This is a genomic window from Serratia sp. BIGb0234 (assembly GCF_024809915.1).
GTDB lineage: Bacteria > Pseudomonadota > Gammaproteobacteria > Enterobacterales > Enterobacteriaceae > Serratia > Serratia liquefaciens.
The window spans coordinates 411,240-436,081 of record NZ_JANUEI010000003.1 but is presented as its reverse complement, the minus strand read 5'-3'; the positions used below and the strand labels follow the sequence as shown (position 1 = coordinate 436,081).

Below are 24,842 nucleotides of genomic sequence, written 5' to 3'. Positions count from 1 at the left end.
GACGCCCTTCCGTGGTGGGGCTAAAAAATCGAACGGCTAATCCGTTGAGACAACAGTTCCAGCGCCGCAGTTCCCGCCAATGAGTTACCGGAAGCATCCAGTTCCGGCGACCAGACGGCGATCGACAGCTCGTCGGGGACGATAGCGACAATACCGCCACCCACGCCGGACTTGCCCGGCATGCCCACGCGATAGGCAAATTCCCCCGCGCCGTCGTACATGCCGCTGGTCATCATCAGCGCATTAATCTGGCGCGCCTGCAGGGGGCTTATCACCTCGCGTCCGCTAAGATCACGACCGTGATTGGCCAGATAAACAAAGCTGCGAGCCAGCTCCTCACAGCTCATTCGCAGCGCGCAGTAGTGGAAATAGGTTTGCAGCACGGTAAGCACGTCGTTTTCGAAATTGCCGAACGACTTCATCAGGTAGGCTATCGCCGCATTGCGATCGGAGTGTTCGAACTCGGAACGGGCCACCCGCGAATCATAGGCCAGGTCATCTTCACCGGCCAGTTGACGCACCACTTCCAGCATTCGCTGCTTGGGCGCGCTGAGCCGGGTTTGCAGCATGTCGCACACCACCAGCGCACCGGGGTTGATAAACGGATTGCGCGGTTTGCCCTGCTCCATCTCCAGCTGCAGCAGCGAGTTGAACGGCAGACCGGAAGGCTCCTTGCCAACCCGACGCCAGATCTCCGCCTCCTGGTAGCGCGTCAGCGCCAGCGTCAGGCTCAACACCTTGGAGATCGACTGAATAGAGAAACGCTCGTCGGCGTTACCGGCCTGGAACATTTCGCCGTCGACGGTGCAAACGGCGATCGCCAGACGATCGGCCGCCACTTCCGCCAGCGCCGGTATATAGTCCGCCACCTTGCCCTGGCCAATCAGCGGGCGCACCTGTTGCAGGATCTCATCCAGCAACGCGTTATCCAATGTTGTTACCACCGCGGTCACACTCCGGACAAAATAAAGGTGCCGTAAAGGCACCTTAAATCAATAGATTCAGCGCGACGCCAGGCCGCGCTTATCAGGCAGGAAAATCAGTCCCACCAGATATCGAACAGATCGCTGACCTTAACGTCGGTCAGTTTACGCGCTTCCAGCCATTTTTTGACCAGTTCGCGTTGCTCGTCAGTGCAGTGACCGATGGTCTGCAGACAGATCAAGCCTTCCCACTGCAGGTAGCCGCTACCGTCAAAGGCCATGCCGTTCGGCTCAATCACTTCGTCGATAAAAGCGTCCAGCGTGCTGTCGATATCTTCAACCGCGGTGCCTTCGGCAAAGCGCCATGCAACGGAGAAGCCCAGCTCCTGAAACTCTTCAATGTGTAACTTTTTACGTAAACGACGACTGCGGTTCTTAGCCATTATTCTTTCCTCTCAAACATCAAGTCCCAAACGCCATGTCCCAGACGCTGGCCGCGTAATTCAAATTTTGTCAGTGGGCGTGAATCCGGACGCGGCACATAATCATTATCGCTGGAAAGATTGCGATAGCCTGAGATCCCGTTCATAACCTCTAACATATGTTCTGCATAAGGTTGCCAGTCGGTGGCCATGTGGAAGACGCCGCCGACTTTCAGTTTGCGACGCACCAGTTCAACAAACGGCGTCTGTACGATGCGGCGTTTGTTGTGGCGCGCTTTGTGCCACGGATCGGGGAAAAACAGCTGAACCATGTCCAGCGAGCCGTCCGGGATCATATTCTCCAGCACCTCAACCGCGTCGTGACACATTACGCGCAGGTTGCTCAGTTCCGCTTCGGTAGCGTCGGCCAGGCAGGCACCCACGCCCGGCGAATGGACTTCTATCCCCAAGAAATTCTGCTGCGGGTTATTGCCCGCCATGGTCACCAGCGAGGCGCCCATGCCAAAACCGATCTCCAGCACGGTCGGCGCGTCGCGCCCGAACAGTGCGGCGATATCGACAGGTTCAGCCTGATACTCCACGCCCATCACCGGCCAATAGTTGTCCAACGCGTGCTGTTGGCCTTTGGTCAACCGCCCCTGGCGGCGGACAAAACTGCGGATACGGCGCATCGCGCGGCCGTTCTCATCAAATTCCGGGGAGATGACGTCATTAATCATAGTGCTTTCTGTCTGTTTGGCTGCCAATTAGGGAAACGCGCATTATGCAAAGATACATTGGTTTAGCAAGTGTTCATCTAATGTACCTGCCGTGCGACGTCGGAAAGTTCCGGTTTACAGCATCATGACTCTATGCTGCAATCGCGCTTCATTTTCTGCCGGATATCGAATCAGCTTATGATGCAAGCACAGCAGTTCGCACAGGTGGTGCTTGACTGGTACCAGCGTTACGGCCGTAAAACCCTGCCGTGGCAGCTTGATAAGACCGCCTATCAAGTATGGCTCTCTGAGGTCATGTTGCAACAAACTCAGGTTGCCACCGTGATCCCTTACTTCCAGCGCTTTATGGCACGTTTTCCCAACGTGCGTGCGCTGGCTGAAGCGCCGCTGGACGAAGTGCTGCACCTGTGGACCGGCCTGGGCTACTACGCCCGTGCGCGCAATCTGCATAAGGCGGCGCAGGCTATTGTCGCACAGCACGGCGGTGAGTTCCCGACAACCTTTGAAGAAATCCACGCCCTGCCCGGTATTGGCCGTTCAACGGCAGGCGCAGTGCTGTCGCTGGCGCTCGGCCAACACTACCCAATCCTCGACGGCAACGTAAAACGCGTCCTGGCCCGCTGCTATGCCGTCGAAGGCTGGCCGGGCAAGAAAGAGGTAGAAAACCGACTGTGGGAAATCAGCGAAAACGTTACCCCGGCCAAGGGCGTTGGCCAGTTCAATCAGGCGATGATGGATCTGGGGGCGATGGTCTGCACCCGCTCCAAGCCGAAATGCGAACTGTGCCCACTCAGCCTCGGCTGCATCGCCTATGCCCACCACAGTTGGGCAAAATATCCGGGTAAAAAGCCCAAGCAGACCCTGCCGGAAAAAACCGCCTACTTTTTATTGCTGCAGCACGGCGAACGCGCCTGGCTGGAACAGCGCCCCGCCGTCGGTCTGTGGGGTGGTCTGTTCTGCTTCCCGCAGTTCAGCGAACGTGAAGAGATGGAACTCTGGCTGCAACAGCGCGGTCTGAAAAACAATCGCCAGGAGCAACTGACCGCATTTCGTCATACTTTCAGTCATTTCCATCTTGATATCGTGCCAATATGGCTGGAAATGGACGCTGCAGGCAGCAGCATGGATGAGGGCGCCGGTCTCTGGTATAACTTAGCGCAGCCGCCATCGGTCGGGCTGGCCGCACCGGTTGACCGCCTGTTGCAACAGTTGGCAAAACAGTCTCCGCGCCAACAGGGTTTATAGCCTAAATAATTCGAGTTGCAGGAAGGCGGCAACTGAGCGAGTCCCGATGAGCTTACTGAGGTAAGTGATTCGGGTGAGAAAAGGCAGCCAACACACCTGCAGCTCAAAGTATGACGGGTTTATTGGCAATAGCGCCATTGATGAGGAATTAGCATGAGCAGAACCATTTTTTGTACCTTCCTGCAGCGTGACGCCGAAGGGCAGGACTTCCAGCTTTATCCAGGGGAAGTCGGCAAACGCATCTATAACGAGATCTCGAAAGAAGCCTGGGCAGAATGGATGAAAAAACAAACCATGCTGATCAACGAGAAAAAACTGAACATGATGAACGTTGACGACCGCAAATTGCTGGAAGCGGAAATGATCAAATTCCTGTTCGAAGGGCATGACGTCCATATCGAAGGCTATACGCCACCAAGCGAATAATGCTGTTGGGGCCAGGCGCTGGCCCTTCCAATACTTCTCGTATACGGCTTTAAGATGAAGAAAATTTTAGCTTTGCTAGTGATAGCGCCCCTGCTGATATCCTGTTCCGGCAAAAAAAGCACTGAAGTCAACGAAGCCTGGGTCAAAGACACCAACGGCTTCGAAATCCTGATGGGTCAGTTCGCCCACAACATCGAGAATATCTGGGGTCTGAACGAAGTTCTGATCGCCGGGCCGAAAGATTACGTTAAATACACCGACCAGTATCAAACCCGTAGCCACATCAACTTTGATTCTGGTGCCATCACTATTGAAACCATCGCCACCACCGATCCTGCCGCTCACCTGCGTCAGGCGATTATCAGCACCTTGCTGATGGGGGACGACCCGGGTTCTATCGATCTCTATTCCGACGTCAACGATATCCAGATCAGTAAAGAGCCGTTCCTGTACGGCCAGGTACTGGATAACAAAGGTGCGCCGATCCGTTGGGAATGGCGTGCGGCGCACTTCGCCGACTATCTGTTGCAGACCAAGCTGCAAAAACGCACCTCCGGCCTGCACGTAATTTACTCGGTCACTATTCAGCTGGTGCCAAACCACCTGGACAAACGTGCCCACAAATACCTGCCGATGGTTCGCAAGGCGTCGGAGAAATACGGCGTGGAAGAGTCGCTGATCCTGGCGATCATGCAGACCGAATCGAGCTTTAACCCGTATGCGGTGAGCGGTTCAGATGCGTTGGGCCTGATGCAGGTGGTGCAGCACACTGCCGGTAAGGATGTGTTCCAGATGCGTGGGAAATGGGGCAAACCAAGCCGCAGTTACCTGTTCGACCCGGAAAACAACATCGATACCGGTACGGCTTATCTGGCCATTTTGCAGAATAACTATTTGGGAGGGATTCAAAACCCGACCTCACGCCGCTACGCGGTTATCACCGCCTATAACGGCGGCGCCGGCAGCGTGCTGCGCGTGTTCTCTAGCGACAGGACCCGTGCGGTGAGCATCATCAACGGCATGCAGCCGGGCGACGTCTATCAGACGCTGACCACCAAGCATCCGGCCGGCGAATCTCGCCGTTACCTGGTCAAGGTGAACAACGCCCAGAAGAGTTACCGCAGAAGATAATTTGCGGTGGCGTTATCAATAATAAGGGCCGGTGCAAACCGGCCCTTATTTTCTATTGCTTGATCATATAGCCGAAAATGCGTTTCCAGCCGTGATCCTTTTTCTCGATATAAACGCCCTGCAACTCCGGCGAGAAGCCCGGCAGCCGGTTGATGCCCTCTTCCAGCGCCATGAAATAACGCTGTACCGCCCCGCCCCAGACTTCGCCCGGCACTACGCATAGCACGCCCGGTGGGTAAGGCAACGCGCCCTCTGCCGCAATGCGCCCTTCGGCCTGCCCGATCGGCACCAGTTCAACGTTGTCACGGATAAACTCCACGTTGGCGTCCTGCGGGTTCATCATCACCTGCGGGAAATGACGCTGACGGAACATCTCTTTTTGCAGCTGCTTAACGTCGAAGCTGACGTATAAATCGTGCATCTCCTGGCACAGCTGGCGAAGGGTATAGCCGCGATAACGCTGCTCGTTCTTGCGATATACCGTTGGTAGCACCTGGCTCAGCGGCGCGTCCTCTTCCACGTAACGTTCGAACTGCACCAGCATATCCACCAGTTGTTGCATCTTGGCCGGGTTTTCCGCCGGCGTCAGCAGGAACAGGATCGAGTTAAGATCGCACTTCTCCGGCACGATACCGTTCTCGCGCAGGAAATTGGCCAGAATGGTGGCCGGCACGCCAAACTCGGTGTATTGGCCGGTGGCGGCATCAATACCCGGCGTGGTCAGCAGCAGTTTGCACGGATCGACCAAATACTGGTCCTGCGCGTAACCTTCAAAACCGTGCCATTTCTCATCCGGCACAAAATTGAAGAAACGGGCGTCGTTGGCGATCAAATCGGTGTCGTAATCCTGCCAGTTCTTGCCCGCGATCTGCAGGGGGACAAACGGCCTGAGCTGCGAACAGCGTTCCAGCAGTTGCTTGCGCGTCTCGATGCCAAGCTTCACGCAGTCCATCCACATACGGCGACCGGCGGCCCCGGCATGCATCTTGGCGTTGACGTCCAGCGCCGCAAACAGCGGATAGAACGGGCTGGTAGAGGCGTGCAGCATGAAAGCGTTGTTCAGGTGCTTGTGGTTGCAGTGACGCTTCTGGCCCTTGATATGGTCATCTTTCTTGTGGATCTGCGAGGTTTGCGAGAAGCCGGCCTGCTGCTTGTGTACCGACTGGGTAACAAAGATGCCCGGGTCAAGCTCGTCCAGCTCCAACAGCAGCGGTGAACACTCTTTCAGCATCGGGATAAACCCTTCGTAACCCACCCAGGCCGAATCAAACAGGATGTAGTCGCACAGGTGACCAATGGTGTCGATCACCTGACGCGCATTATAAATAGTGCCGTCGTAGGTGCCGAGCTGAATGATTGCCAGGCGGAAAGGACGCGCTGCCTCGGCTTTCTCCGGCGCTACCTGACGAATTTGTTCGCGCAGATAACGCTCGTCAAAGCAGCGGGAATCGATACCGCCGATAAAACCAAACGGGTTGCGCGCGGTTTCCAGATACACCGGTGTCGCACCGGCCTGGATCAACGCACCATGGTGGTTGGACTTATGGTTGTTACGGTCGAACAGCACCAGATCGCCACGGGTCAGCAGCGCGTTGGTTACCACCTTGTTGGCGGCCGAGGTGCCGTTGAGCACAAAATAAGTTTTATCGGCGTTGAACACCCGTGCCGCATGCTTTTGGGCGTCCTTGGCCGAGCCTTCGTGGATCAGCAAATCGCCCAATTTAACGTCGGCGTTGCACATGTCGGAACGAAAAAGCGTTTCACCGTAAAACTCGAAAAACTTGCGGCCCGCCGGATGCTTGCGGAAAAACTCCCCGCCCTGATGCCCCGGACAGGCAAAGGTCGAGTTCTCCATTTCCACATAGGTTTTCAAGGTTTTGAAAAACGGCGGCAGCAGCGCCTGCTCGTAAGCATCCGCCGCGGCTTCCAACTGCGCCATATAAAACGCCTTGCTGGCACCGTCCAGCGCGAAAACACCGCTGATAAACGGCAGGTAGTCCGGCGAGAGATGCTCATCTCCGGCCACCGCCACAAAGGTGGGGATCTCGAACCCGGTGGCTTTAAGCTGTGCCAGGATGCCGGCGTTGACGTCATCAACCGACACGACCAATGCCGCAACGTCGGTATAATCCGTCTGCTCGACGCGGACAATCTGGCGCAGCGTTTCAATGGCGGCGACCAGGCTGGCGCTGGTGGCTATCTTCAATTCTTTCATAGTGCTAACTCTCAAACGGTTAAGGATGAGGCTGTGCCACAAGGCACGGTGATGAGATAACAAAGGTTATCCCGGCAACTTGATGTCCGGGGTGGCAGCATAGAGCGCATACGTGACCGGCTGACTCTCTTAAGATTATCAGGCCACTATCGGGAACTGGTATCGGCAGCGTCCGATAGACATCAGTAAAATCAGAGCCACAGCTCTATTTTTAATAATGCCTAACAGCGAGCATGAAGTTGCCTTACCGCATGTTGGGCTGGGCGTTTATGGAGGACGACGTTCGGGAAAGATCGCGGCGGAGTAGCGGCATCATCAGATGTCTGGTGCGCAGTAGCGCTTGAGTAGCCATACCAGTCATGCCTGCAACCCTCTGACTTAAATGAGCGGAAACGCCGTTAGGGGACGTAGAGTGCTAAAATTTGCGCAATGATTGCATGTTTTTTTATGAGGTTCAAGTAACTATTATGTCGATTAATTACATAATAATTTAAGCATAACCAATTGTTATAAAACACATAATAATAACCAACAGAAAAACCAAAACGGTATAAATACACGGATTCTTTGCATATTTATCACTTCCCCCCCTCCTCCATGCCCCACGAACCTTACCCGCCACTGCATGAAAATAGAGCAACCGATCGGCTTTGTGATAGAAACCGATTGACGATATCCGGCCAATAGGGTTAAATGCGCCCCGTTGCCCGGATAGCTCAGTCGGTAGAGCAGGGGATTGAAAATCCCCGTGTCCTTGGTTCGATTCCGAGTCCGGGCACCATATTTAGAAGAACCCGCCTATGGCGGGTTTTTTGCTTTCTGGGGTAGGACTCTTCATCGAACACGTTCGATTATTCGGCCAGAGGCCTCACCCTGCGGGCCAACGCTAAAGCGTTGTTCAATCCGGTGCAAGCACCGGTTGTCCGAGTCCGGGCACCACTATTTAGAAAAACCAGCCTTAGGGCTGGTTTTTTGCTTTCCGAGACAGGACTCCTCATCGAACACGTTCGATTATTCGGCCAAAGGCCTCACCCTACGGGCCAACGCTAAAGCGTTGTTCAATCCGGTGCAAGCACCGGTTGTCCGAGTCCGGGCACCACTATTTAGAAAAACCCGCCTATGGCGGGTTTTTTGCTTTCTGGGGTAGGACTCTTCATCGAACACGTTCGATTATTCGGCCAAAGGCCTCACCCTGCGGGCCAACGCTATTCCCCCACAGGAAGGAACAATCACCATTCTTAAATAGCTTATTTAAATGATTACATTACCTCTCATATATCACGCGCTATAAAATTATAATTACAGTAGTAAACATTCATATTATTTATTTAAAGCATGATATAAGTAATTCTACTTTCTTATAAATCAATTAATTATTAATTCAATCAAAATTATACCAGAATATTTTAGTTTTCAACGTTAAGCCCCCGGTAACCCAGGCTCTCATAAACCCAAAACAAAAACCACAACCCTTTGACTTTAAATAAAAATACATAGAAAATAAAAAACATAAGCAGTAAGTACATTACATATTAATTCATAACAAAAACAAATAACATCAAATAGTCTAACCCACTTTCAATAATCAATAAAAATCAGAACTGAAAGCTTTACCCCAGTTTCAAGCTGAGCTATTTTAGCCATGTTAGATACTGAGAGAGATAACAATCAGCCTCAAAAAACAAATGCATTACCACCCTATTCTTCGGCCAACTCTCCCTCAATCAAATAAAATATCAATCATATATATGTTAACATAAGGGACGTTAATACCATGTTAAGTTTTAAAGTTAAAAGAATATCTTACGCCATTAATGGCGCATTAATACTAGGCACTTCGTGTTTTTTACCTGGCCTGCCGAATGCTTTGGCAGAAATGCTTATTGTCAATAATGGTAAGCAAATCGATGTAGAGAACAAAACATTCGATATCATTATTTCCTCTGGAAAGGATAGTTCTATCACAGGAAAAAATATAACTGTACTTACCGCTAATTCAGATTATAAAACTGGGGTGATTGCCCTTGACCAGTCGCATATATCACTGACGGATGGAAGTATTACCACCCTTGGAAATATGGGGTCTGGGCTTATGGCGTCTGGTAACGGTTCGACTATCAACACCACGGGCACCACGCTGGATATCAGAGGAAATGGCACAAAAGGGGCTATGGCTCAGGATGCTGCGACAGTAGCCCTGAGCGGCGGCAGTATAAAAACTGCGGGTGAGATGAGCGATGGGCTCCAGGCAGTTGGCGTCGACAGTTCCGTTAAGGCATCTGATGTCGCCGTAGAAACAAGTGGTAAAGAAGCCTATGGTGCGGCAGCTTACCAGGGCGGGAAAACCATCGTCAGCGCCGGGAGTATAAAAACCACAGGAGACAAAAGTTATGGGGTCTATGTCAAAGATGCTGATTCATCCATTGAAATCTCCGATGCCAGTATAGAAACAACAGGTAAGGATTCTTATGGTGTAGCCGCATATCAAAGCGGAAAGCTCATCATCAACGGCAGTACGATAAAAACCACAGATATAAACAGCCACGGTATTGCCGTTACTGATACGGGATCATCCGCTGAGGTTGCTAAATTAGCCATCGAAATCACCGGGGACAACTCTGTAGGGGCAGTGGCTCTGAATAATGCCAAAGTCACTGTTCGTGATAGCAGCATAAAAACCGCCGGTGAAGAAAGCGTGGGGATCCTGGCCAAGGATAATAGTGCTGCTATTGAGACGTTTAACGTAAACACCGAAACAACCGGAAATGCCTCATATGGCGCGGTGGCCTATAAAAGCGGCAAAGTCGCCATCAACGGCGGTACGATAAAAACTTTCGGTGACAAAAGCCTCGGGATAGGAGCTGCAGATGAAGGCTCATCTGCATCTGCAATTAATGTGGCCATAGAAACACAGGGGCTCAATTCTGTAGGTGCCGGTGCCGGCAACAAAGGAGAAATAACTCTGGTTGGCGGAAGTATAACAACAACCGGTGAACTCGCTCACGGCCTGATCATATATAACGGCGGCCGGATGACCACCACTAATACTCAAATCCAGACAGAAGGGAAAAATGCCGCTGTTATTTTTGCCAATAGAGACACACTATCCAAAGATAATGATGTCAGTACTGTCAGCATAACTGACAGCACGCTGAAGTCTTCCCTGGGGAGTATTCTGATTTCCTACGGAGCCGCGTTGGATGTGACGTTTAAAAATGTCATTGCCCCACGCTCCGGCAGCGGCCTGCTGATTACCTCCTTTGACGCAGATCCCGGTGAACATGGCGTTGTCAATCTCACTGCACAAAAATCCAGCCTCTATGGTGATATCATGGCCGCCCCAGAAAACGTGGTATCGGTCAGGCTGGAAGATGCCACGCTTACCGGGGCAGCCAAAAATGCCACTAATATGACCCTCGACCAAGGCGGCGTATGGACGGTAACCGGTAATTCAACCGTATCACAATCTGTCAGCAACGCCGGCACCCTTGCCTTCTCACCCCCGACCGGCGGGCAGTTTAAAACACTCACCACCCAAAACTACACCGGTAACAATGGCACTCTGATCTTCAATACCCTGCTGGGTGACGATAAGTCGCAAACGGACCGGCTGGTGATCACCGGTGACTCGGCGGGTAATTCAAACGTTCAGGTAAATAAGGCCGGCGGCGGCGGCGCACAAACTGTCGAAGGCATTGAGCTGATTTCCGTCGGCGGAAAGTCTGAAGGCGTTTTCACCAAAACAGGACGTATTGCTGCCGGTGCCTATGATTACGAGTTGGTGAAGAAAAACAAAAACTGGTATCTGTCCAGCACGCAGACAAACCCTGTCTCCCCCGGCATATCGGAAGAAAAACCTGTTATCCCCCCTGTAGACCCTGGGACGCAGGAAAAACCTGTAACGCCAGCGGAGCCTGTAATACCGGGGGACCCCGCAAAACCGATTTCGCCGGTATACCCTCTGGAACCAGAACGTCCCACCGAGCATATCTTCCGCCCAGAAGCAGGCAGCTATGCCACGAATATGCTGGCCGCCAATACGCTATTTACTCTCTCGCTGCACGACCGTTTGGGTGAAACTCAGTACACCGACGTGCTTACCGGTGAGAAAAAAGTGACCAGCATGTGGTTGCGTAATCAGGGTGGGCATCAACGCAGCCAGATGGCTGATGGTCAGAACAAGACTCAGGCCAACCGTTATGTGGTGCAGTTGGGTGCCGATCTCGCTCAGTGGAGCACTGATGGACTTAACCGTTACCACCTCGGTGTAATGTCAGGCTATGCCAACCAGAAAAGCCATACACACTCATCAGTTACCGGCTACGGCTCACGTGGGAACATTGATGGCTACTCCACCGGCATTTACAGCACCTGGTATGCGAATGCGGCAAATAAGTCTGGTCTTTACATGGATGGCTGGCTGCAATACCAATGGTTTAACAACGAAGTGAATGGCGATAACCTCAACGCCGAGAAATATAAATCCCGTGGATTTACCGCATCATTAGCCAGCGGTTACAGCTTCCTTCTCGGTGAAAGCAAGAGCCGCCAGGGCATGATCAGAACCTTCTGGTTACAACCTCAGGCTCAGGTTACCTGGATGGGCGTGAAAGCGAAGGAACATACCGAATCCAATGGCACTCGCGTGCAGGGCGACGGGCAAAACAACATCCGTACCCGTCTTGGCGTCAAGGCGTACCTTAAAGGGCACAGCGCTATCGACGAAGGTAAAGATCGGATATTCCAACCCTTTGTCGAAGCCAACTGGCTCCATAACAGTAAAAACTTCGGCGTAACCCTGGATGACACCAGGGTCTCTATGGCCGGCACTCGCCACATCGGCGAAATAAAAACAGGTGTGGAAGGGCAACTCGGTAACAATCTGAATCTGTGGGCAAACATTGGGCAACAAATGGGGGATACAGGCTACAGCGACACCCAGGCTGCGCTTGGCGTGAAATATCTTTTCTAAAATGCACTTCTGACTGATGTCAGAGTTGGCCGGGGTTTAGCTCCTTAAAGGAATTTCCTCCCCGGCCAACACCTCTTTTACAGGATGATGGTACAACCACCGCTAACGCCGGCCGTCCAAGGTCGGCTTCCTATGCAAAGATAGGGTCGAAAGACAGGTTTTTTGCTTCCCAACATAAATGCTAATATCCCCTTTTCCTGATAAACAGAATCCAGCATGCCATCGTCTTATCGTCGCTGTCTCACCCTCGTTATCGCGCTGATTATCGGCGTTGGCTCCCCCATGCTGGCGCAGGCCAGGCCCGATCTGGAACGTAAAATCGGCACAACCCTGGTCGATTCAAAATCGCCTGATTATCAATTCAGCGATCTGCGCTTCACTTCGGCGGACGGTCAGCGCCGTTATCGTGTCCGCATAATAAAACCGCGCATTGCTCCGCCCTTGGGCGGCTATCCGGTTATCTACTTCCTGGACGGCAACGCAGTATTGATGGAGTTGAACGCCCAGTTGCTGGCTCAGCTTGCCGTACAAAAACAGCCGCCGGTTCTGGTGCTACTCAGCTATGACAACGATCTGCGTATCGACTCCAGAGGCCGTAGTTACGACTACACACCGGCTTCGCAACAAGGTTCAGGAAAGCAGCCCCATGGTGGCGCAGACGCTTTCCTTAAACTGATCGAAACCCAGATTAAGCCTGCCGTTGCCGCTCAGGTCACCGTTAACCCGCAGCAGCAAACGCTGTGGGGGCACTCTTATGGTGGCCTTTTCGTTCTGCATACTCTGTTAACCCAACCTGCTACTTTCCAGAATTACATCGCGGTGGAACCTTCGCTGTGGTGGGGGAAAGGCTTTATCCTGCAAGAAGCGCAACGTGTTATGGATAGGCATCCGTCTTTGTCCGCCCATTTGCAGTTATGGATCGGCGGTGCGGAGAAAATGCGTGAAGCCCCGCCGATTATCAGGCAGAGTCAGTTACCCGCAGATGCGGCTCATGGCCTGGCCACACGGCTGGCGACACTTGACGGACTTAAGGTTGACTATCGGGAATGGCCCGGTTTAGACCATGGGGCAATGTTCGGTGCGGCCATACCGCCGGCTTTGGCAGGCATAACCAAAGGCGAAGCGGCGGGTAAATAAGGGTTTAAAAGCGGGTTTCGGGAAAAGGCTGTACGCGGCGGCTCCCCTTTGGCAAGTTAACTTGCTCTACCGGTGGAGCCTGAATAGCTAATGTATTTCCTGGATGGGGCCCTGGTGAGGCACAATAGGAATAGATAGACTGAGCAGGACCAAAGGCTATTTATTACCGCGTATTACGTTATTTTCTGGCCCTGTCGCAGCTAATATAGCCCCTTGAGTACGTGACGGGAACGGGTGAAAACCACCCTTGTAATACATTATGAAAAGTGATAGTTAAACCGGTTGGAGTAACCTCCGTTTGATTGCACCGCCTAATAATTATCACAGGGAATTATATTATAACGATGAATATTAATATTACCGACCAACCGAACCCGAAAGACGAAGAATTTGTGATTGACAGTCTTTGGGCCCACAACGCCAAAATTGAACCCGTCGATATCCACCCCTTATTCCTGACCGTCACCGATGACGAGGGTAAAATCGTTGCCGGACTGGTTGCCAGAACCTGGTGGGGCGGGCTTGAAGTGCAGTATCTTTGGGTCAGCGACCAATACCGTAAAAGCGGTTATGGCCGTCAACTGATGGTACAGGCCGAAGAAGAGGCCAAGAAACGCGGTTGCCACATGGCCTATGTCGATACTTTCGATTTTCAGGCCCGCGGCTTTTATGAAAAATTGGGCTATCAGGTTTACGGCAACTTAGGCGACTATGCCAAACAGCATACGCGTCACTACCTGGCGAAAAAGATTTAACCCAATTCCAGTCGGTGAGGTCAGAATGGATTCGCCCGATAAAAGTAATGAATTCTATTTGAAAGGCCTGATTGCCATGATGGAGCACTTAAGTGAGCCATGGGGCATCAAGGACCTGGCATCCCGTCATCTTTACATGAACCGGGCCGCCTACCTCTATACCAATACGCCATTAAATTTTGATATAGCCGGTAAACGAGACGACGAGTTCCCCGCCGACTGGGCCGAATCTGCAGCCGATTTTGTTGAACATGACAAAATGACCGAGATCTCGCGGGATCGGGTTGCCGTGATAGAAACACATTATTGGTACGGGAAAGACAGCCTGACACCGTTTATCAGCGAAAAACTGCCTATCTACAACGACAAGAAAGAAGTCTTCGGGGTAATGTGGAACGCCAAACCGCTTAACAACTTATCCCCGCTTAACTATATCAACCATCAAAAACCCAGCGTACTGACCACAGAAACCAACAGCACCATTTTTACCCGGGCTGAGCTGGACGTTATATTTTTAATGCTGCAACGGCTGTCGGTGAAAGAAATCGCCAAAATATATAACATCAGCAATAAGACCATAGAAAATAGAATATATAACATTTATCAAAAATCTGATGTCCACACACAGCAGCAGTTTGAGGAATTTTGCAAATATGCTCAGCTGGACAGCTACATTCCCGATCGCCTGATAGCTAAAGGCATCCAGTTTATTTAAATAGCAAGGAATACCTCACCGTGATCAAAATCGAAGACTATCCGTTAACCCGGGTACCTCAGGATAAAAGAGTCTCGTTTTTAAGCGTAGCCATAGTGCATATGGGCATGCTGACCGCGCTCGATCAGTTTATGCTCGGTGCCGTACTCGGCCACTCCATGACGCTGCTCGATGCATTTACCGCCATTTTCATCGGCAGCCTGATCTTTGGCGTGGTGACCTATGGCCTGGGCCTGGCGGGCATGCGCGAAGGGATCTCCGGCAGCCTGTTGGCCCGTTGGTGCGGCTTTGGGCGACTCGGATCGGTGTTGATCGGGGTGGTAGTGGCCGTCAGCCTGCTGGGCTGGTTTGGCATTCAAAACGCCATCTTCGCCAAGTCGCTGGATTTCGCGTTGGGGAACAAGCTGGGCTTTGGTCTGGCGGCCGGTCTGTCCGGCACCCTGCTGACCATTCTGGTGGCGTTCGGCTTTAAAGCCTTGCGTATCGCCGCCAGGATTGCGGTACCGATGTTTATTATGCTGGTGGCCTATATCTCCATCATCACCCTCACCGGCCACAATCTGCCTGAAATTATCCAATTGGTGCCACCAGGCGAACCGCTGTCGATCAGCGCCGGTATAACTATCGTGGTCGGCGGTGCGATTGTCGCCAGCCTGATGACGCCGGATCTGACGCGCTACTCCAGGAACGGCAAGCATGTCTTTGGCGTCACCATTTTCACCATCATTGCCGGGGAATTCGTGGTTAACGGCCTGGCGATACTGATCGCCAAAACGCTGGGCACGGCGGATGTGGTCACCATCATGTCACAGGTCGCCGGTGGTGCAGGCCTGCTGGTCGTGGTGTTCTCTACCCTCAGGGTTAACGACCTCAACCTGTATTCCTCTTCGCTGGGCATCGTTAACGCCGTCGAAGGCATGACGGGCAAAAGACTGAAGTACACCGCCACCACCCTGGTGATCGGCGTGCTGGGCACCACATTGTCGGTACTGGGGATCCTCGACCGCTTCGTCGACTTCCTGACGGTGCTTGGCGTGGTGTTCCCGCCGATTATCGGCGTCATGCTGGTGGATTATTATCTGCTGCGTACTCACCGTAAAATTCTCGACGAGAGCCGTCGAGAAGGGAAATTGCCGGACCAGACGCCGACTATCGGCTGGGCGGCGATCATCGCCAGCATCGTCGGCAGCATTGTCGGCTTGGTGACTGAGTGGGGCGTGCCGACCATCAACTCTCTGCTGGCTGCCAGCCTGATCTATTGGGTATTTAAGTTGGCCACGAGCCGTTCTCAGAAACCTGCGCCTGCGCAAAGCTGATTGATATCCCTACTCTCCCGCGCTGGGGAGTGGGGGTAATCGGTACAGAAAGGGTTTTTGATTAAGTTGTCGCCACCTTTTTTAGGCGCAACAAATTGATATCGGTCGGCTAAAAAGCCGACTGGCATCAATACGAAAGCGGGTTTTTTACTGTGAAGGTAAAACAGAAGACGTAGTGGGGATCCCTGGTGTCGGTAGCTAAAACATCCTTTAATACCCAGAGAATGGAAACGCCTCCCTCCCCGAGCTTTTTATTATAGAAGTTGTCAGACAATCGTTTATTAACCGTTTTGACCGTCAAGAAACACTTCAGTGTGGATGAACAGTAGCTCACGGAAACCACCGTGGTCAACACAAAAGTAGACACAAAACCCACTTTTGTGTCCACTTTCTCCAGTCTTAAACCTAACCAATTGATTTATATTTAATTACCTTTGTTTTACATTTTACTCATCATGATAAAAGCATCAGTTGGCATGATACGTGAGAGATCAAAGCCCATTTCCAATGATTAATCAGCCGGTTACCACCCCAGCCTCAGCGTCAGTTCTGGACAATGTCGGCGCGTGCGATATAGTAATGCCGGCCAGAATATTGTAAGGAATGCTTATGAAGACCACTAACGCGCAGCGCAAAATCAACATCATTAAGAATATTGAATATCTGATGCGCACCCGGGGCGAAACTAAAGCATCCTTCTCTAACCGCACTGGCCTGACGCGTACCACCATCTATAAAATTCTCGACGGCCGGGTTAACAACGTGCAGCAGGCCACCATCAATCGGATTTCAGATTTCTTTGGCGTTTCCTGTGAAGAGATCGAAGATTATGATCTGGCCAAGCTGGAACTGCTCAATGAAACGCTCTCTACCGAAGGCAATAAAAACCCGTCCGCAGTGCCCGTTATTCCTCAGTCGCGTTTTTTAGCAGTTGCCGGTTGGAAAGTCGGTCAGTTGGTAACGGAGTTCCCTTTGACTTATTTCTTCGGCGATGAGTCAAATATGGTAGCAATGAAAATAGAGACCGAAATAAAAGGTTCATTTATTCCAGGCGAGGTGATTATTATAAAACGCCCGCCGGTGCTGGTTTGCGATTCGCCTTTATTGTATCACTCGGGAAAAAATGGCTTCTTTGTGGTTAACGACAAAGAAGATTACTGCATGGAAAAAAATCATCAGGATACCGTGCAATTCCTGGGTTATATCTTTGGAGAACGGCTATAAATGGAACCGAATCAAAAGTTCAAGCTATTGGGCTTTACCCGGCATGGCACCCTCGCCGCCAATGTCATGATATTGGCCACCGGCAAAACCATCACCATGGGGCTAAATGAGCTGGCCGACAGCGAAATATCGGAAGATCTGAGCCGGCATGAGCTGCAGGCGCTGTACCGCAAAATCTACGGTAACAATCAGCAGCAAACCGCCTATGAGCTCAGCGATCGCCATGAACGATCGTGGTACGCCTATCTGATCATTACCGTCGCACTCAGCGTGATTTATATCTTCTCAACCCTGTGTGGCGTCAAACCGATTCAAATTCCCGCATTGAACCTCATCACTCCCCCGGCGATTTTTATTTACCCCCTCACCTTTATCCTGGTGGATATTCTGAACGAGTTTTACGGGCTGCGACTGGCCAGGCGCACCATCATCATCTCGTTTATGGCAAACCTGATTTTCGTGCTGGGCGTCTGGGTCACCACCTTGGTACCCAGTATTCCGCAATGGGAATTCAGCAAGACCTATGACGGCATCGTCCACAGCATCATGGCGGTCCTGGTGGCGTCGTCTGCGGCCTATTTAATCTCCGAGAACGTCAACTCTTACCTGCTGTGCAAAATCAAAGAGCTGACCAACTCCCGCTACCTGTTTGTGCGCGTGATCACCAGCACCGTGGTCGCCTCGGCCATCGATAGCGTGGTGTTTTGCACGCTGGCGTTCTACAACGTTCTGAGCTGGGATATCATCAAGACCATGATCCTGTCACAATTCTTGATCAAGGTGGTCTACGCCCTGGTGGGTGTCGGGCCGATTTACGCCGCTCGCAGCCTGTTTAACCGCTATATCAATACCGATCATGCAAGGAGCAATGAATATGCATATCAAAAAACAAGATAAAATCACCCATCTTGGCGCAAACTCCGATTATCCGGACCAGTACGCTCCCGAATTGCTCGAGGCCCTGCCACGCTCACGCGGTCGGGATCTGATCGGTGTAGATGAACAAAACCTGCCGTTCAGCGGCTTTGATCTGTGGACCGCCTTCGAGCTTTCCTGGCTCAACGCCAAAGGCAAGCCGGTGGTGGGCATTGGTGAATTCACCCTGCCCCATTCTTCCACCAACCTGATCGAGTCCAAGTCATTCAAACTTTATCTCAACAGCTTTAACCAGACACGCTTCGACAGCGTGGAACAGGTGAGTGCCGCGATGCAAAAAGACCTGTCGCAAGCGGCAAACGGCCAGGTTGGGGTTAAGCTCTATCCGGGTCTGGACGGATATTCGCCGCAGATCGATAGCCTGCCGGGCATCAATATCGACGATCTGGATATTGCCGTCGATGATTTCGACTTTAAGCCGGAATATCTGCACGGTGCAGCAGACCAACATGGGGACATCGTGACCGAAACCCTGTCGTCCAACCTGCTGAAATCCAACTGTCTGGTCACCAACCAGCCGGACTGGGGCAGCGTGGTGATCCACTATCAGGGCCGGAAAATCGATCGCGAGCGCCTGCTGCGCTACCTGATCTCCTTCCGCCAGCATAACGAGTTCCACGAGCAGTGTGTCGAGCGCATTTTCAACGACATCAAGCACAGTTGCCAACCGGAAAAGCTCAGCGTTTTTGCCCGCTATACCCGCCGCGGCGGCCTGGACATCAACCCGTTCCGCAGCGACTTCGAAACGGCGCCAACCCTCGGTCGTCTGATCCGACAATAAGCTTCCCCATCAATGCCCCCATGCGGGGCATTATTTTTCCCCTGTTCATCTCCTTGTTATTTTTCGCTATTACCGTCGTTAGCAACTATCTTCAAAGCAAACCTCAGGGAGTTTAACGACGCATGCCTGACTTTTCGCGCAGAGAAATACTGCGGGCTGCCGCCATCGGATCGGCTTTTTCACTGTTACCCGCGTCGATCCGCAAAGCCTTGGCGATCCCAGCCAATAACCGCACCGGCACCATCAACGATGTCGAACACGTGGTGATCCTGATGCAGGAAAACCGTTCCTTCGACCATTACTTCGGCACGCTGCCCGGCGTACGCGGCTTTAGCGATCGCATAACCATTCCTTTGCCCGACAACCGTCACGTCTGGCAACAGCAAGGGGAAGATCGACTGGTGCTGCCTTACCATCTGGACAGCAAACGTGGCAATGCCCAGCGGGTGAGCGGCACGCCGCACTCGTGGGTGGATGAGCAAGCTGCCTGGGACAGCGGCCGCATGAGTGCGTGGCCAACCTACAAAACGCCGACCTCGATGGGTTATTACCGTCGGCATGAGCTGCCCTTCCAGTTTGCCCTGGCCGAAACCTTCACCCTGTGCGACGCCTATCATTGCTCGATCCACGCCGGCACTAACACCAATCGCTTGTTCCACTGGACCGGCACTAACGGCCCGACGGCAGCCGAGGTCGCCGTAGTGGTCAACGAATGGGACAGCCCAGGCCCACCCGGCGTAGGCTACCAATGGCAAACCTATCCCGAACGGCTGGAAGCCAGCGGCGTCAGTTGGAAGGTCTACCAGTTTTTACCGGATAACTTCACCGACAACCCTTTGGCGGGGTTCCGTCAGTACCGTGCGGCCAGCGTGAAAGTGGGCAATCCGGCGCAGCCGCCGAAGGACTTTACTGCCTTTGTCCCCTACCGCGACGAGCTGAACGCCGAAGCGCCGTTATACAAAGGCAATGGCAATACGCTGCCGGCGGCGGACGGCAACGATTTAGAGGCCATGTTGGCCGGTTTCCGCGCCGACGTGCAGCAAGGCAAATTGCCGCAGGTAAGCTGGATCATCGCTCCGGCGGCCTACTCGGAACACCCAGGGCCTTCCAGCCCGGTGCAGGGTGGGTGGTTTACCCAGGAGATCCTCAATGCGCTGACGGAGAATCCCGAGGTGTGGAGTAAAACCGTGCTGCTGGTCAATTACGACGAGAACGACGGCTTCTTCGATCATATGCCGTCGCCCTCCGCACCGTCACTACGTGAAGATGGCACCTTCGCCGGTAAATCGACGGTGCCGTTCGACAGTGAAATCTTTCAGCATGTCGCCCCGCCAGGTTCACAGGAACAACCGCCGCCGGACGGCCGCATCTATGGCCCCGGCCCGCGTGTGCCCATGCTGGTGCTGTCGCCCTGGAGCCGCGGTGGCTGGGTTAATTCACAGGTGTTCGACCACACTTCAGTGCTGCAATTTCTCGAGAAGCGCTTCCAGGTACACGAACCCAATATCAGCGCCTGGCGACGCGCGGTATGTGGCGATCTCACTTCGGCCTTCAACTTTGTCGATCCCAACGGGGAAACCTTGCCCAATCTGCCCGCCACCAGCCGCCATTCCGCCGATAGCCTGCGCCAGCGGCAGGAGCAATTGCCGCAGGTGCCTCTGCCAGCAGCAGACAAGCAACAGTTGCCGCATCAGGCACGGCTGGCACGCCCTTCACGCGCCCTGCCTTACCAATTGCATGTTGAAGAAACTCTCTCCCCCGGCCAGCAATTACTGACGCTCAACCTGTACAACACCGGGGCACAGGGAGTGGTATTTCACGTTTACAACCGGTTGGATTTGAACCAGATCCCACGGCGCTATACCGTCGAGGCCAGCAAAGCTATCAGCGATAACTGGCCCGTGGTGAACCAGTATCACCTGTGGCTGCTGGGCCCGAACGGCTTTCATCGTGAACTGCGCGGCGCCACTGGGCAACCGCAGCCGCAAGTCCGCCTGACGCCGCAAGGCGACCACTTGTCATTAACCCTCACTAACCCCACCCGCCAGGCTATAACCGTGACTATCGCCCGCTGCCCTTATACGCAAAACGGCCCCTGGTCGATTGAGCTGCCGGCAGGAGAGCGCCACCAGCAGGCCTTTGACGCCAGGGCCAGCGGAGGTTGGTACGATATTTCACTGCAGGCTTCTGACGGTTGGCAACGCCGCTTGGCCGGGCGGCTGGAGAACGGCGAGCACAGCGTCAGCGATCCGCTAATGGGCAAAGCCTAAGATATCCGCACGGGGGTGTTCAAAAAGCGAAAGGATATGGATTATCATTAGCCTCTTTATTCAACACCCCATGCCCAAGGATCTCCATGCCTGCCGTTCTTATTGCCAAAGCCAGCCGTTGGCTGGCCGTCTGCGCCCTGCTGATGGTCAGCGCCGTACAGGCCGCACCGATCGTCGTCACCGATGTCGCGGGTCGAGAAGTCACCCTGCAGCAGCCCGCCCAACGGGTGATCCTGGCCGATGCCCGCGCGCTGCTGGCACTGAATATCCTGCATCCGCAGGAGCCGTTGAAAAATATCATCGCCTGGGATAACTCGCTGAAGGTGAAGGCACCGGATCTAGTGGAGGCCTACGCGAAAAAATTCCCGCAGGTGATGCAGATCCCCACCTTCGATAACCCTTACGTCAGCGATTTCAGCGTAGAAAGCGCCGTTGTCCGTAAGCCGGATCTGATCATTTTCGACATCGGCCTGCTGAGCAAGCTGAAGGACAGCGGCGTGCTGGCCCAGTTGGAAAAAATCGGCATCCCGGTACTGATTATCGACTTCCGTCAGCAGCCGCTGACCAACACCGTCGCCAGCATGCAACTGTTGGGCAAGGTGTTTGACGAGCAGCAAAATGCCGACGCCTTTATCCAGCTCTACCAGCAACGTCTGGATCTGGTACGCCAGCGGGTGGCTACGCTGAAGCCGGAACAGCGCCCCAGCGTGTTTATCGAACGCAGCGCCGGCATGAAAGGCGAGCAGTGCTGCAACACCTTCGGCAAGGGCAGCTTTGGCCAGTTTATCGATACCGCCGGCGGCAACAACATCGGCAGCAAACTGTTCCCGGAAATGGGCGGTGAGGTGAACGTGGAACAGATGATCGCCAGCAACCCGGATTTCTATCTGATGACCGGCGCCGACTGGAGCCGCGGTCATAAAGGTACATTGGCGGTTCCCTTGGGCTATGCCACCGATACGGCCACCACAGAGAAAAAGCTGGCGGTACTGATGAACCGCACCGGCCTGAACGTGCTGAAGGCGGTAAAGGAAAAACGCGTGATGGCGATTTACCACCAGTTCTATGACACGCCGCTGAATTTTATTGCGGTCGAGGCCATCGCCAAATTCCTGCATCCGGACTTATTTAAAGATATTGATCCGCAAGCGGATATTGAAATGGTGCACCATAAATTCACCGCGCTGGATTACAGCGGCGTGTTTTGGGTCACCGCAAAATAACCCCCGCTCGGGGCCCGCCGGCCGGGCTCCGACACCTTTCCCCGCCACTTGCTTACCGGTTGAATTATTCCGCAACAAAGCTATTTACTTGCTAATAATTATCATTAAGATTGTCATTTCTAAAAAAACACATCCGGGTTCGAAACTTTTAAGGCATTATTATGTCAATTCTTTTTCGTCTTTCGCTGTTGGCGGCTTCCGTTGCCATGGCAATGCCAGTCCTTGCTGCTGATAATAAATCTCAAAATGATGCGCCAGCCGACACTATTACCGTCGTCGGCAACTGGCTGGATAACCCGGATACCAGTTCGGTGTTGCTCAACCACCCCGGCGCACGTTCCATCGTGACCGAACAACAAATGCATGAACAAGGCGATCAGACCATTGCCGATACCCTGCGCGGCGTGCCTGGCGTGCAGGTGCGCGACAGCAACGGTACCGGCGGCAGCGATATTTCGCTCAACGTCGGCGTACGTGGCCTGACTTCGCGCCTTTCACCTCGCTCCACCATTTTGATGGACGGCGTCCCCTTGGCGGTCGCGCCTTACGGTCAGCCACAGCTGTCGATGGCACCGCTGTCGATTGGCAGCCTGCAATCGGTTGACGTGGTGCGCGGCGGTGGGGCGGTGCGTTACGGGCCGCAAAACGTCGGCGGCGTGATTAACTTCGTCACCAAGGACATCCCGAAAACCTTCGGTGGCGCGGCCAGCGTCCAGACCCAGGGGGCCAGCCACGGCGGCCTGAAAACCCTGACCAGCACCTCGCTCGGCGGCACCGCCGACAACGGTTTCGGTGCAGAGCTGCTGTATTCCGGCCTGCACGGCCAGGGCTATCGCGACAACAACGACAATACCGACATCGACGATTTCATGCTGAAAACGCGCTATGCGTTTACCGATCGTGATGAGTTACTGGCCAATTTCCACTATTACGATGCAAAATCCGGTATGCCGGGCGGGCTGAGCAGCGCGCAGTATGCGCAAAATCCGTTCCAGTCGACCCGTCCGTGGGACCAGTTCGAAGGCCGCCGCAAGGACATGTCGTTCAAATATAAGCACCAGGAAGACGACAAGCAGTTCGAAGTGCTGACGTATTTCACCGACAGCTATCGTGGCAGCAGCATCGAATCGGAAGGCACCGGTAAAAACGCCGGGATGAAACGTATGGTGTCTTACCCACGCCACTACTCCACCTGGGCGATCGAACCCAGCTACTCGCAGGTCTTCCGTTTCTGGGACATGGCGCACGAGATCACCCTCGGCTACCGCTACCTGAACGAAACCATGGATGAAAAAGCGTCCCGTTCTGCCTGGTACAACCCGGCAGATATCGGTTCTACGCCGGAAACGCCGGATTACTATCAGCACACCTCCGGCGGCACCGCAGCCCACGCACTGTACATTGACGACACCATTAACGTCGGCAACTGGACGGTTACGCCGGGCCTGCGCTATGAAAGCATCCGCACCCATGTGGACGATTCGTTCAACAACATCAGCCGCGAGAAGAGCTACAGCGAACCGCTGCCGTCACTGAACGTCATGTACCACATGTCAGACGCCTGGAAGCTGTTCGCCAACGCCAACACCTCGTTCGGCAGCATGCAGTACTTCCAGCTGACCAAGGGCGGCAACGGCAACCAACCCGCGCCGGGCCTGACGGCGGAAAAAGCCCATACCTATGAATTCGGTACCCGTTATGACGACACCATCGTCAAAGCCGAAGCCACGCTGTTCTATATCGATTTCGATAACCAGCTGCAGTACATCAGCAACGATGTCGGCTGGACCAACATGGGCGCCACCAAGCACAAGGGTATCGAGCTGGCGCTCAGCTACGATCTCAGCGAACTGAACCGCGCGCTGGATGGCGTAAGCGTCTACACCAGCTACACCTATACCAAAGCCAGCACCGACAAGGGCGACTTCGCCGGTAAGGATTTGCCGTTCTATTCGCGCCAGGTGTATACCGTCGGCACCCGCTACGCCACCGGCAGTTGGGTGTGGAATCTGGACAGCTATGCCCAGTCCAAGCAGCACTCGCCGGGTACCGGGCCGGATTACGTCACGCAGGAAAGCGCCGACGGCCAGTTTGGCAACATCGCCGGGTATATGGTGTGGAATATGCGTGGGGAGTATAACTTCGGGCCGCAGCTGTCGAACCTGACGCTGGGTGCCGGGGTGAAAAACCTGTTTGATCAGCGCTACTTCACCCGCTCCAACGACAACAACTTCGGCAAATACGTCGGTGAACCACGCACCTTCTTCGTGCAGGGTTCCGTGGCATTCTAAGCGTTTAAAGCCCCCCGGCTCGCCAGAACCGGGGGGTTAATCTTGCGAACGACGCGTAACCTCAGAGTCGTAAGCACGACAAGCCAGAGCACGGGAATAAAAGCCCCTGCTGAGCTTTTT

Annotated in this window: 18 protein-coding genes and 1 tRNA gene; 15 read left to right on the top strand and 4 right to left on the bottom strand. The window is 53.5% G+C overall.

All coding sequences use genetic code 11. The annotated features are described in order from the left end of the window. Nucleotides 1-20: 20 nt before the first annotated feature. From glsB to trmB, 3 genes are all read right to left on the bottom strand, one after another. Entirely contained in the window at nucleotides 21-944 is a 924-nt protein-coding gene (gene glsB, locus M2407_RS14860) for a glutaminase B (RefSeq protein ID WP_130016774.1), read from the bottom strand. Between the two features lie 95 nt (nucleotides 945-1,039). Next, on the bottom strand, nucleotides 1,040-1,366 hold the full coding sequence (locus tag M2407_RS14855) for a YggL family protein (RefSeq protein ID WP_020828611.1): 327 nt from the start codon (nucleotides 1,364-1,366) through the stop codon (nucleotides 1,040-1,042). Next, a complete protein-coding gene (gene trmB, locus M2407_RS14850) occupies nucleotides 1,366-2,085 on the bottom strand; it encodes a tRNA (guanosine(46)-N7)-methyltransferase TrmB (RefSeq protein ID WP_020828612.1) in 720 nt (239 codons plus the stop codon). The genes M2407_RS14855 and trmB overlap by 1 nt, the downstream gene beginning before the upstream one ends. 177 nt (nucleotides 2,086-2,262) lie before the next feature. Here trmB and mutY point away from each other — a divergent pair, with 177 nt between their 5' ends. The 3 genes from mutY (at nucleotide 2,263) to mltC (ending at nucleotide 4,887) form a co-directional block, all read left to right on the top strand. Next, a complete protein-coding gene (gene mutY, locus M2407_RS14845) occupies nucleotides 2,263-3,330 on the top strand; it encodes an A/G-specific adenine glycosylase (protein ID WP_259218517.1) in 1,068 nt (355 codons plus the stop codon). A 153-nt stretch (nucleotides 3,331-3,483) separates the two neighbouring features. Beyond that, complete coding sequence (locus tag M2407_RS14840; RefSeq protein ID WP_020828614.1) at nucleotides 3,484-3,756, top strand: oxidative damage protection protein; 273 nt, start codon at nucleotides 3,484-3,486, stop codon at nucleotides 3,754-3,756. A gap of 54 nt (nucleotides 3,757-3,810) precedes the next feature. Next, a complete protein-coding gene (gene mltC, locus M2407_RS14835) occupies nucleotides 3,811-4,887 on the top strand; it encodes a membrane-bound lytic murein transglycosylase MltC (protein WP_020828615.1) in 1,077 nt (358 codons plus the stop codon). A 52-nt stretch (nucleotides 4,888-4,939) separates the two neighbouring features. On the opposite strand, the gene speF is transcribed toward mltC, so the two are convergent. Beyond that, entirely contained in the window at nucleotides 4,940-7,102 is a 2,163-nt protein-coding gene (gene speF, locus M2407_RS14830) for an ornithine decarboxylase SpeF (protein WP_020828616.1), read from the bottom strand. A gap of 705 nt (nucleotides 7,103-7,807) precedes the next feature. On the opposite strand from speF, the gene M2407_RS14825 reads away from it, so the two are divergent. From M2407_RS14825 to M2407_RS14770, 12 genes are all read left to right on the top strand, one after another. After that, a tRNA-Phe gene (locus M2407_RS14825) sits at nucleotides 7,808-7,883 on the top strand. A 993-nt stretch (nucleotides 7,884-8,876) separates the two neighbouring features. After that, complete coding sequence (locus tag M2407_RS14820) at nucleotides 8,877-12,074, top strand: autotransporter outer membrane beta-barrel domain-containing protein (RefSeq protein ID WP_259218515.1); 3,198 nt, start codon at nucleotides 8,877-8,879, stop codon at nucleotides 12,072-12,074. Between the two features lie 216 nt (nucleotides 12,075-12,290). Next, nucleotides 12,291-13,211: an alpha/beta hydrolase gene (locus M2407_RS14815; protein WP_128865432.1), complete on the top strand. Its 921-nt coding sequence runs from the start codon at nucleotides 12,291-12,293 to the stop codon at nucleotides 13,209-13,211. Nucleotides 13,212-13,555: 344 nt separating this feature from the next. After that, nucleotides 13,556-13,966, top strand: coding sequence for a GNAT family N-acetyltransferase (locus M2407_RS14810; protein ID WP_020828618.1), 411 nt, complete (start codon nucleotides 13,556-13,558; stop codon nucleotides 13,964-13,966). Nucleotides 13,967-13,991: 25 nt separating this feature from the next. After that, nucleotides 13,992-14,681, top strand: coding sequence for a PAS and helix-turn-helix domain-containing protein (locus M2407_RS14805; protein WP_259218603.1), 690 nt, complete (start codon nucleotides 13,992-13,994; stop codon nucleotides 14,679-14,681). A 20-nt stretch (nucleotides 14,682-14,701) separates the two neighbouring features. Continuing rightward, complete coding sequence (locus M2407_RS14800) at nucleotides 14,702-15,997, top strand: cytosine permease (RefSeq protein WP_020828620.1); 1,296 nt, start codon at nucleotides 14,702-14,704, stop codon at nucleotides 15,995-15,997. 609 nt (nucleotides 15,998-16,606) lie between these two features. Then, on the top strand, nucleotides 16,607-17,221 hold the full coding sequence (locus M2407_RS14795; RefSeq protein WP_048759767.1) for a helix-turn-helix transcriptional regulator: 615 nt from the start codon (nucleotides 16,607-16,609) through the stop codon (nucleotides 17,219-17,221). Then, complete coding sequence (locus M2407_RS14790) at nucleotides 17,222-18,118, top strand: queuosine precursor transporter (protein WP_020828622.1); 897 nt, start codon at nucleotides 17,222-17,224, stop codon at nucleotides 18,116-18,118. It abuts the gene before it with no gap. Further along, nucleotides 18,096-18,938: an NADPH-dependent 7-cyano-7-deazaguanine reductase QueF gene (queF, locus tag M2407_RS14785; protein ID WP_130016519.1), complete on the top strand. Its 843-nt coding sequence runs from the start codon at nucleotides 18,096-18,098 to the stop codon at nucleotides 18,936-18,938. The genes M2407_RS14790 and queF overlap by 23 nt, the downstream gene beginning before the upstream one ends. 122 nt (nucleotides 18,939-19,060) lie before the next feature. Beyond that, entirely contained in the window at nucleotides 19,061-21,208 is a 2,148-nt protein-coding gene (locus M2407_RS14780) for a phosphocholine-specific phospholipase C (RefSeq protein WP_130016520.1), read from the top strand. A gap of 143 nt (nucleotides 21,209-21,351) precedes the next feature. After that, nucleotides 21,352-22,431, top strand: coding sequence for an ABC transporter substrate-binding protein (locus M2407_RS14775; RefSeq protein ID WP_369982364.1), 1,080 nt, complete (start codon nucleotides 21,352-21,354; stop codon nucleotides 22,429-22,431). A 161-nt stretch (nucleotides 22,432-22,592) separates the two neighbouring features. Beyond that, complete coding sequence (locus M2407_RS14770; RefSeq protein WP_128865436.1) at nucleotides 22,593-24,722, top strand: TonB-dependent siderophore receptor; 2,130 nt, start codon at nucleotides 22,593-22,595, stop codon at nucleotides 24,720-24,722. Nucleotides 24,723-24,842 lie beyond the last annotated feature (120 nt).